Below are 9,643 nucleotides of genomic sequence, written 5' to 3' on the forward strand. Positions count from 1 at the left end.
TTCAAGTGCATATAGTATCACATCAATCTTGTCATAAGGCATCTGAAGTGCAAATTCGTCAGTTATGCCTGGTGCAAGGTCAGGTGATGGAGGCTTGTCAATAATCTCCTTTGGCACACCCAAGTACCCTGCAAGTTCCCTAACCTGCGTCTTGTACAAATCTGCAATGGGATCAATATCAGATGCAGAATCGCCATACTTGACAAAATAGCCTGTAAGTTTTTCAGTTTTATTACAGCATCCAGCAACAATATAGTTCATCTGTTCGCCATAGAAGTACAAAAGGACTGCCCTTACCCTGTGTTTTGTATGCAAAAATGCATTTCCCTTCATTATCTCGATGTTGCCACTTCCACCCTTAAGTGACTTTAAAAACGCAGTCTCGTTTTCATCCTGGTTTCTTAAATACTTATTTCTTGCATAACGCTCCTGAAAACTCCTTGGGAAAATGAGAGTTTGAGGTTCAAGAGCGTAAACGCCAATCTTTCTTAAGATTCCTGTGATATTTACCTCTCTAAGTTCGATTTGAAGTTCGTTTGCAACAAGGCGTGCATGTTTCAAACTTTCGGGATGTGTGTCCCTTTCACCCATAAAAAGCGCAAGGATTTTCTCCTTAGGAAGTGCCTTCCTCAACAAAAATGCAACAAGTGCAGAATCAACGCCCCCGCTTAATCCAAAAATTACGCCATTTGCATTACGCTTCTCAACATATTCTCTTACAAAATTTGCTATTTTCTCAGAAACATATTCGGGATCTTTCAATTTGAGGTAATTCTTAATGCTCATAAAAATCACCTCCTATATAAACTTAACTAACTATCCTTCTCCGCAGGGTTCAATGTGGATAATAACTTCTGTTAAGTTCTCGACATTCTCTTTTACGCGCTTCTCAATTTTGGTTGCAATAGAATGAGCCTCTTCTACAGTCATATTCTTTGGGAATTCAAGGTGTAAGTCAACAACATAATAAGAGCCAAGTTTCCTAACACGAATTTGGTGTGGATTACAAATATTATCAAACTCATTTATTATTTTCTCAACTTCTTTTGCAACATTTTCATCGGTTTCTTCCATTATTTCCGATACTGCAGGCTTCAAAATATCGTACCCCATATAGATAATAATCAAGGCAACAATAAATGATGCAATGCTATCAAAGTAACTTTTGTGGGTTATACTTATGAGAATTCCTCCAAGGAGAACCGAAACCGATGAGAGGATATCCCCAAAATAATCCTTGGCATTTGCAATAAGCGCCTGGTTTGAGGTCCTTTTTCCAACAATAGACATATATACCGAAAGAAATATTTTACCTATGATACTTACTGAAGCACCAATCATCATTAGTAAGTCCTGGGCTTCGGTTTTGCCAAATCTTGCGATTGCTTCGTACATAACAAAGGCTCCTGCAAGAACAACAGAAACCCCAATAATGCTTGAGGAGATTGTCTCAGCTCTGCCGTGCCCATAGGGATGTTCACTATCAGGAGGTCTTGCTGCAATTTCAGTCCCTTTATATACGATTATGTTTTTAACGACATCTACGGTTGTGTCGAGTCCATCGCCAATAAGAGCAATAGAATTTGCAACGATGCCAAGCACCACTTTCAAGATAGCAAGGAATGTATTCACAGCCATTGCTATACGGACTGACTTTAAACCAATTCTTGTGCGCTCTTCCATTTTTACCCCAGCCAAATATTATACATCAAAACAATCTTTTACAGAAATTTTTTGTAAATATTTTTTGGGAATAAAATAATAGGGGGTGATAATATGAAAAAGATGTTATTAACATTATTGGTGATAGTATTATTATTTACCTCCTGCGCTAAGACTTCTAATGAGGTGACACTTAATAATTTCGACCCTAAAAGCGTTGTGAATGCTTATCTTAATTGCATAAACGATGGTAACTACTCGAAGAGTTTTGCTCTTGCCGATTCAAAACTTGCAATTGTATGGCCGGGGATTGGACTTTTAGAAAAACTCACAAACTCAAAAATTAATGATAGATATGTAGAGATATCTATTGAACACATAAGCGACCCTGTAAATCTCGGGAATAGCCCTGATGAAGTGGAGATTGTAACGCAACTAAACCTTAAGCCAACCCAAAAAGGAAAAGAGGCTCTTTTCCCTGCTCAAGAAAAAGACACATTTATGGTTTTCTACCTCATAAAGAGAAGCGATGGTTATAAACTCTCCAAATCATTTGAAACTGATTCGCTTATTGCAAACTACATCGAGACAAACCCTGACCTATTTAAAAACATAAAATCTGCTATACCTAAAAAAGTTAAGAGGGGAGAAAGTGTTGAACTTGTTTTTGATTTAAATCCTGCAAAGGCATTGGGGAATATTGGGGAAGTAAGTTTCCTCCTCTATCCTGAACCAACAACAGAAGGATATCCTTACAATTACGAAACGGTATTTTACTCAGGAGATGATGTTACAACAATAAAGATAAGGCACTTTGCACTTATAAAGAATGAAAATTCTGCGTTTCCCGATGAACACCCTGAAATTATCCTTGGTCCTGTAGATATAGACGAAGAGGCAAAACCAGGCTTGTACAGGATTTATTTAAAAACATCTCAAATTTTGTTTCCGACATACCCATACATTGTTGAAGTTTCATAAAAACAAAAGAGGCAGGGCTTAACCCTGCCTCTCATATCGATTGTCTAAATTTTACGGATTTGTTGTGGTGTTGATGCAGGTGCCATTTCCTGCCCCTCTTCTTCCATAGCCCATACCTCTTTGCATATTGCCCTGGGTGTTTCCGTTAGAACCTGCAAAATTTGGCTTTCCAGTCTCTGTTCTTTCTACCATTGTTTTTGTTCTTTCGGTAAGTGTTTTTACAGCATTATCGTACTGTGTTTGAGTAATCTTACCCTGTGACAAAAGGTCTTGTAAGTAAGAGGTTTTCTTTGACACAATGAACTGTATTAAAGCATCTTCAGTTTTTCCATGTTCTACTGCAATTGTTGCAAGAGACTTGCCTCCAACTCTTTCTGCCTGGAGTGTTTCAACTGAAATTCCAAGATAGTTTGCAATGTCAGTTTCAAAGTTTTCAAACCTGGTCCCAATTGCTACACCCTGGGCTCTGCCTGCTCCGTTTCTCGTTGCAGTGGCATTACCTGTCCCTGCACTAACCAAAGAAATACTACCAAATAAAACTGCTACTCCTAAAACTCCCACTAAAAGCCATGTAAATTTTTTCATTTTTATCTCCTAAAGTAAATTTTTAATTTCTACTACTATCTGAGTATAGGACAGGATTGTGAAGAGAATATGAAAGAATTACAATTCTATTTGTAAGAGAAAAGAGTGTTTCAGTTTAACAAAAACTTCGAAAAAGTAAAACAAGCATTAAGCGGGCTGTTTAAGTTATAACTTTAGTTTTAAAAGGGTTTTATGTGAAGTTGGGGAGGCTCGCCTCCCTTTTTCAATGATGGCATCCGAAGATGTTCTTTAATCAAATTTGGAATTTTCAATATCGAATGAGAAAAGAAATTAGGTGAGGCGTTTCTCTTTCCCAAAGAAAAGGAATATCAATGTCCCCAAAATGCCAAAACCAAACGCCGTCATAAAGTTTACCTTCGGGCTAATGTTCCACAAAAACCCTGCTGAAAATGCCGCAATAGACACAATTACATCACGAATAAGATAGTATGTGCCAAATGTCGATGCCTTTGCATCATTTGGTGCAAGGTCGAGTATGAGAGACTTTCTTGTGGGTTCACCAAATTCTTTCAATCCCCTTATTATAAATGCAACAACAAGCATTTCGAAAGTCCTTGAATAGTAGATAATAAGAGGAAAGATTGTAAAAAAGATAAATGTTATTACAACAAAAGGCTTCTTGCCAAACTTATCCGCAAGGTACGCAATCGGTATATACACAAGCATTGCGGTTGTCATCTCAATTGCTGTAAGTAAACCAAATTGAAGTGCACTAAAATGAAGGTTATTAACAACCCATATTACAACAAATGCATATGGTATTTGCTCGGCGAACCGGATGAAAATATCAGATACAAGCAATACCCTGAGGTCTGGGTTAATCCCTGAAAAAGTCTCTTTTAGGCTCATCCCTTTCCCTTTAATTGAAGGGTCTTCTGCCATATATTTTCTAATAAAGAAGATAGATGCAAGTGCAAGGATAAGCGCACACAAAAAAGCAATCTTTACACCGATAACAGTCCCATAAACTCCTATGAGTGCTCCACCAAGTATTGGACCGAGCCCCATAGGTATCCTTCTTACAAGGGAATGGAGAGAAACTCCCATCGTTTGCTTTTCTTTCTTCACGGATTTAGAAACAAGGCTCATAATAGCAGGAAGCGAAATTGCACTCCAGGAAATAAAGAAAACTGCGCCAATAAGCACTGCCTTCCATCCCGGGAAGATTATGACAATAAGGTATCCAATCATTGCCATTACTATAAAAACTATTAATGACTTCTTGTAGCCAATCCTGTCGCTTAGATACCCTCCAGGGAATGCATAGAGTGCACCCAGCAGGTTGTCCATTCCGTTTAAAAATGCAACAAATGCAGAAGAGCCACCTACCGCAACAATGTAAAGCGGCAGAAACCTCTCTGCCATTTTCTCACCAAGCCCAAGGAATATTACCATTATGAGCATGGTGATTATTGTTTTATTCAAGCCAAGAAAATCAACTATTCTTTTTAAAAGAGGCTCTTTTGTTGAGTTCATATTTATTTGCTATTTTCCTTTGCTAATTTCAATTTTAAAAACGCATACAGTGCATCATAAACCAGAAATTGCCTTTCAAGATTTTCGTAGTCATCAGGAAACATTAACGAAAAGCCAGAGGCAATCGCTTCAAGCCCAGGCGCATAGGGATTCGTATCGAGATTACCAGTGTCTGCCGCATTAACAATATCTGCCATTCTTTTAAGAACGGGGTCTTTCAAACCATATTTTTCCAGGATTGTAACAAAACTACAGTGTCCGTCTCTGTGCCCCAACTCCACACCTTCTGCGTCAAACGGAATTGCTCCTGTTTCTTCTGCTATTTTCTTTACCATTGATGGTGCAACAAATAAGAACTCAGCCTCTGAATCAATAAACCTTTTTATAAGCCAGGGACATGCAACCCTATCAACATGCACATGTGCTCTTGTAACCCATTTCATAATTGCCTCCTTTATAAAATCGTAAGTTGCCAAGATTTATTTTAGCACTTATAACAAAAATAGCAAAATTTCAAGGAAAATTTGACATTTATTAAATATTCATTGATTTATAAGATTATTGTTCAATCCTCCGATATAAAATCATACATCCTTTTACGATAATAATTTCACAAACTATTGACTCGAAAGACAATAAAAGTATAATTTCTACTGTGCAAATTTTTGAACGATTTAATAACTGGTTACTAAAAATTTTTGTTAAGAAAGAGACAAGGGAAAACATTGGCTACCTTGAAGCCTGGGTAAGTATTATAGGGAATATAATTCTCTTTATTTTTAAATTCGTTGCAGGAACTTTTCTTAACAGCCTTTCGCTCATAGCAGACGCTTGGCATTCTCTCTCAGATGTTTTAACTTCAATAGTTGTCCTTGTGGGGTTTAAAGTTGGTGAAAGACCCCCTGACAAAGAGCATCCTTTCGGTCATGGAAGGTTTGAGGTTCTCGGCACTTTTTTCATTGCATTGCTCCTTGCAGTAGTTTCTTACGACTTAGGCAAATCGGCATTCTTAAGAATTCTTAAACCTGAGAAAGTAGAGTTTAATGTTGCAATAATTATTGTTTTAATATTTTCAGCATTATTTAAGGAATGGATGGCTCAATTCTCAATATTACTTGGGAAAATGATTAATTCCTCTTCACTCATTTAGATGCTTGGCACCACAGGACGGACGCTATAGCAACAATAATTGTCGCAGTAGGTCTTATTTCCTCAAAATTTGGCATATATAGAATTGATGGGGTCCTTGCAATGGGTGTTGCTTTGCTTATAGCATGGGTTGCGATCGAACTTTTAATAAGTTCTTCAAACACCCTTATTGGCGAGGCTCCTGATCCAAACCTCATAGAAAAAATAAGGGCTGCCGCTTTATCGATACCGGGCGTTGTAAATGTCCATGAAATTTATGTGCATGACTACGTTACCAACAAAATAATTTCACTTCATGTTGAAGTAAAGGACGATTTGTCTGTAGAAGAGGGGCACAACATCGCAACAGCAGTTGAAGAAAAAGTACAGGCAGTTGCAAATGCATACAATGTAACAGCGCATATTGACCCTGTTGACAGGATCAAAAAAGAAAATACTTTCAATACACCTTCCTAATTTAAAAAACTTTAAATACAGCCGCTGAACAAGTTAAGAAACATATGAAACTCCCTTTGAAAAACCTCAAATTTCAACAAAAGGATTAGACAAGCAAAATAGTATTAATTCCTTTTGGCTTTGACATTCTAAGAATATTTGCGCACAATTTATAGAGAAGTTAAAGGATGAGTTTTAGAAAATATTTTAGAGTCTACTCAAATTTATGTCTGTACTTTTTAGCTAATGTTATACACACTTTTCTATGATTCCATTTAATCTTGTTTGAATTCCTTAGTAGTGGTGAAAGCTTGATTTTGTCCGCCTAACTACCAGTGCAAGAGCACATAGAATAAGAATTTCTCCAAGAGCAAATAGGTACCAGTTGTAGTGAGTTGGTTTATATCGTGAAATTATTTGCCGCAAATGTTCGTTTTTTGTCAGGGTTAAGAAATTTGAATGAAAACCTTCCTCGATAATAATTTTGGAATAATCCCACATGAAAGTTAAAAATTATAAAAGCACCTACAATACCTAACATATACTCTGATAGTCTTATTGTTAATTTGTAGCCTTTTTGTTGTAAACCAACTATGCTAAAAGCTATGAGTATCATTGTTAAAGAACAGATGATTGGAGTAAGTACAGGACCTACCCAGGATACGGGAATGAGAAAAAGGAATTGTGGAAGCTTCTCTTATCTCTTCTATAAAAACATGCGTGGTGGAAAAAGGACTAAAGGAAAATCAAATCCCTTAGGGTAGTAAATCTGTCTAAGATAAGTGACAATTATTCCCTCAAGAGCTCCCATTGCTATACTAAAGACGGCAAGTAAGATAAAATTCCTACGGATCTTTGCAAATGACTTGCTCATCTTGTTTAAAGCATTAACCTTACTCCCTCTTCATAAATAATGCAGTATCTTCCTATTTTTTACAAAAAGTTCTTTATTTTCATTTTTACATTCATTTCAAATAAGGGCATCGATTAAGCGATTTTTATCACCAATAAAAGTTTGGTACTTTTCTGAAAAATTGCAAACTTACTCTTTTCATACAGTTTGTGTCTGATATCTCATTAGCCTGGTATTTGGACAAAAATATTCTCTGAAACGCCCCAAAATACATCTAGGACATGACGTAGAGATCGAGCTAATACTTCTTTTTACCTTTGAGGTCCTTTCCGTTGAAATTTAAGCGGTTTTTTGAGTAGATTATTGATAGGATGCTGGAAATTTTTAGTTCTTACACAATCGGAGGTAAAGATAAAAGAGTGTGCAGTCACCTAATTTAGGGAACACTACAAAATTTCTCTTCCTACAAAATAATTTGTAGTGCATACGCCTCAACATAAAAATACTATCAACCATTGATTAATACACAATTTCTACAGATTATAGTTGACAAAGTTGGGTTGAACAAAAAAATATAAAAATAAGTATATTCTATTGATATGTTGCCTATTGAAGGGGAGTTTTATGAGTCTGTACATAATAATGTAGCAAGAAAGATAAGCATCCCCAGAGGATCAATTGAAGAAATTCTTGCAAAAATATTAAAATAACACCAGTATTGATTGATATTACGGCTTTAAAGGACTGTTGTTTTTATGATAGAGCAGGCTATTTTGTCTCTGGAGAGACATACGGTTCTGTTATTCTATATAAATCCTTTCTTCCTAAAAGGATTTAACGCTCCATCCATTCAGCCTTTCTTTGTACCAAAATAATGAAAACCAAGATGTAAACGAACAAGACAATAAAAGCGTATATTGCTTCCACTCTTGGTATTTTTATACTTTCCATAGACCATCTCATTAAGTGCGCGGCGCTCACAGTAGGAATGAGCAAAAGGACATCTTTCCATGCAAAAGAGACATAATTTAAAGGATAATAGACTGGGGGAAGAGTTTCTAATAAAAGACCTGCTGTATTCGCAATTGCACTTATATACATAGCATTGCTAACCATTGTTCCTATATAAAATCCAAGCAAACTTCCTACTGCCCATGTGAGTAAAATGACCAAAATATGTAATACAATACCTACGATTGAGAAACGAGCTCCTAAGAGGTAACACAAAATTATCATAACAATCAAGTCAGGTATCATAGGGATAAGCATAGCAAGAGCAATAGCAGCATTGTATAATACAGGAGAAATAGGTGCAGAAACAAAATAATAGTGAAGCTTACGAAATTTGCTCATAAGCATATATTGTGGGAGATTCACAAGGCCTGCATTAAAAGATAAAACAGCAAGTGCTCCAATTGGTGCTTGCATACTTAAATCTTTTCCACCAATAAAGTAAAACATCACAAAAAACGAAAAAGGCATAATAAGAGATGTAAGCATCCAGATCCAGTTCCTTTTAACAATAGGTGTCGCATAAAATGCAGTTATCCCATACAACTGTCTTATTTTACTTTTCATTATTCCCTATTATCTCCATGAAAACATCTTCAAGAGATGGGGACATAATCTGAAAACTAATGTTTTTACTTAAAAGGTTATTTACAGCAACATTTAAGTCCTCTGGATAGAGAAAATAGAAGTTTCCATAAGGTACTACCTTTCCAAAATGCTCTAAGAATTCTTTTTCAATCCCCTTCTCCACAGCTATTTTTTTATCAAAATGTAAATTTTTCTTGAGTGTCTCAGCGGTTCCTCTTGCCAGTATTTTCCCTTTATTTATCACAATCATTTCGTTCCCCAATGCTTCGGCTTCCTCCATATAGTGTGTGGTTATGATAAGATTTGTGCCATCTTCCTTAATCTCAGAAATGAGAGCCCAAGTCTCTTTTCTTGAAATTGGATCGAGGCCAATAGTTGGTTCGTCTAATAAAATAAGTGGGGCTCTCGTTGCCAATGCCATTGCTATTAAAACTCTCCGCTTCATACCGCCTGAAAGAGAAATAGTAAGTTTGTCTTTTATATTCCATAAACCAAGTTTATGCAATGTATATTCAGTATTTTTTCTTGCAATATTCCTTTCAACACCTCTTGACAGTAGATAATAGTAAACGTGTTCGAAAGGCGTTAGCTCATTAACAGGCATGCTTTCCTGCGGAACTACCGCAATCCCTTTTCTTATCTCGTTTGTTTTTCTTTCTACATCATATCCGAGCACTTCTACTTTTCCACTTGTATATTTCATTTGAGTAGCTAATATTTTAAGCAAAGTTGTTTTGCCAGCCCCATTTGGACCTACTACGCATGTAATGCCTCTATCTATACTAACACTCACATTATCTAATGCTTTTGTCCCATTGGGATAGATTTTACTCAGATTTTCTACAACAACAGGATAAACAATGTCGCTCATTTTTATTCTCT

Annotated in this window: 10 protein-coding genes; 3 read left to right on the forward strand and 7 right to left on the reverse strand. The window is 36.3% G+C overall.

Going from position 1 to position 9,643, the window contains the following annotated elements; translation table 11 throughout:
* Together nadE and JHC30_08200 are read right to left on the reverse strand one after the other, a co-directional pair.
* The coding region (nadE, locus tag JHC30_08195) for an NAD(+) synthase (GenBank protein ID MCI4464121.1) at positions 1–786 on the reverse strand (786 nt) is incomplete at its 3' end.
* Between the two features lie 30 nt (positions 787–816).
* A complete protein-coding gene (locus JHC30_08200; GenBank protein MCI4464122.1) occupies positions 817–1,683 on the reverse strand; it encodes a cation transporter in 867 nt (288 codons plus the stop codon).
* Positions 1,684–1,776: 93 nt separating this feature from the next.
* On the opposite strand from JHC30_08200, the gene JHC30_08205 reads away from it, so the two are divergent.
* Positions 1,777–2,643 carry a hypothetical protein gene (locus JHC30_08205; GenBank protein ID MCI4464123.1) on the forward strand — a complete coding sequence of 289 codons (867 nt, stop codon included), beginning with the start codon at positions 1,777–1,779 and terminating at the stop codon, positions 2,641–2,643.
* A 51-nt stretch (positions 2,644–2,694) separates the two neighbouring features.
* Here the strand turns inward: JHC30_08205 and JHC30_08210 are convergent, their stop codons facing one another.
* The 3 genes from JHC30_08210 to JHC30_08220 form a co-directional block, all read right to left on the reverse strand.
* The gene (locus JHC30_08210) at positions 2,695–3,228 is read right to left on the reverse strand and encodes a hypothetical protein (GenBank protein ID MCI4464124.1); all 534 of its coding nucleotides are present in this window, start codon (positions 3,226–3,228) and stop codon (positions 2,695–2,697) included.
* 291 nt (positions 3,229–3,519) lie between these two features.
* Positions 3,520–4,725: an MFS transporter gene (locus JHC30_08215; GenBank protein ID MCI4464125.1), complete on the reverse strand. Its 1,206-nt coding sequence runs from the start codon at positions 4,723–4,725 to the stop codon at positions 3,520–3,522.
* 2 nt (positions 4,726–4,727) lie between these two features.
* On the reverse strand, positions 4,728–5,168 hold the full coding sequence (locus JHC30_08220; protein MCI4464126.1) for a chromate resistance protein: 441 nt from the start codon (positions 5,166–5,168) through the stop codon (positions 4,728–4,730).
* A 212-nt stretch (positions 5,169–5,380) separates the two neighbouring features.
* On the opposite strand from JHC30_08220, the gene JHC30_08225 reads away from it, so the two are divergent.
* Together JHC30_08225 and JHC30_08230 are read left to right on the forward strand one after the other, a co-directional pair.
* On the forward strand, positions 5,381–5,875 hold the full coding sequence (locus JHC30_08225) for a cation diffusion facilitator family transporter (protein MCI4464127.1): 495 nt from the start codon (positions 5,381–5,383) through the stop codon (positions 5,873–5,875).
* Positions 5,876–5,901: 26 nt separating this feature from the next.
* Positions 5,902–6,330: a hypothetical protein gene (locus JHC30_08230; GenBank protein ID MCI4464128.1), complete on the forward strand. Its 429-nt coding sequence runs from the start codon at positions 5,902–5,904 to the stop codon at positions 6,328–6,330.
* Positions 6,331–7,996: 1,666 nt separating this feature from the next.
* Here the strand turns inward: JHC30_08230 and JHC30_08235 are convergent.
* Positions 7,997–8,740 (reverse strand): ABC transporter permease, encoded by a 744-nt coding sequence (locus tag JHC30_08235; protein ID MCI4464129.1) that lies wholly within the window; start codon positions 8,738–8,740, stop codon positions 7,997–7,999.
* On the reverse strand, positions 8,730–9,632 hold the full coding sequence (locus tag JHC30_08240; GenBank protein ID MCI4464130.1) for an ABC transporter ATP-binding protein: 903 nt from the start codon (positions 9,630–9,632) through the stop codon (positions 8,730–8,732). The genes JHC30_08235 and JHC30_08240 overlap by 11 nt, the downstream gene beginning before the upstream one ends.
* Positions 9,633–9,643 lie beyond the last annotated feature (11 nt).

Source organism: Caldisericum sp. (assembly GCA_022759145.1).
Classification (GTDB): domain Bacteria; phylum Caldisericota; class Caldisericia; order Caldisericales; family Caldisericaceae; genus Caldisericum.

Excerpts from the sequence above, each read along its gene's own strand:
- JHC30_08235 (MCI4464129.1), bottom strand. The coding sequence starts at position 8,740 with ATGAAAAGTAAAATAAGACAGTTGTATGGGATAACTGCATTTTATGCG.
- JHC30_08240 (MCI4464130.1), bottom strand. The coding sequence starts at position 9,632 with ATGAGCGACATTGTTTATCCTGTTGTTGTAGAAAATCTGAGTAAAATC.
- JHC30_08205 (MCI4464123.1), top strand. The coding sequence starts at position 1,777 with ATGAAAAAGATGTTATTAACATTATTGGTGATAGTATTATTATTTACC.
- JHC30_08210 (MCI4464124.1), bottom strand. The coding sequence starts at position 3,228 with ATGAAAAAATTTACATGGCTTTTAGTGGGAGTTTTAGGAGTAGCAGTT.
- JHC30_08215 (MCI4464125.1), bottom strand. The coding sequence starts at position 4,725 with ATGAACTCAACAAAAGAGCCTCTTTTAAAAAGAATAGTTGATTTTCTT.
- JHC30_08220 (MCI4464126.1), bottom strand. The coding sequence starts at position 5,168 with ATGAAATGGGTTACAAGAGCACATGTGCATGTTGATAGGGTTGCATGT.
- JHC30_08200 (MCI4464122.1), bottom strand. The coding sequence starts at position 1,683 with ATGGAAGAGCGCACAAGAATTGGTTTAAAGTCAGTCCGTATAGCAATG.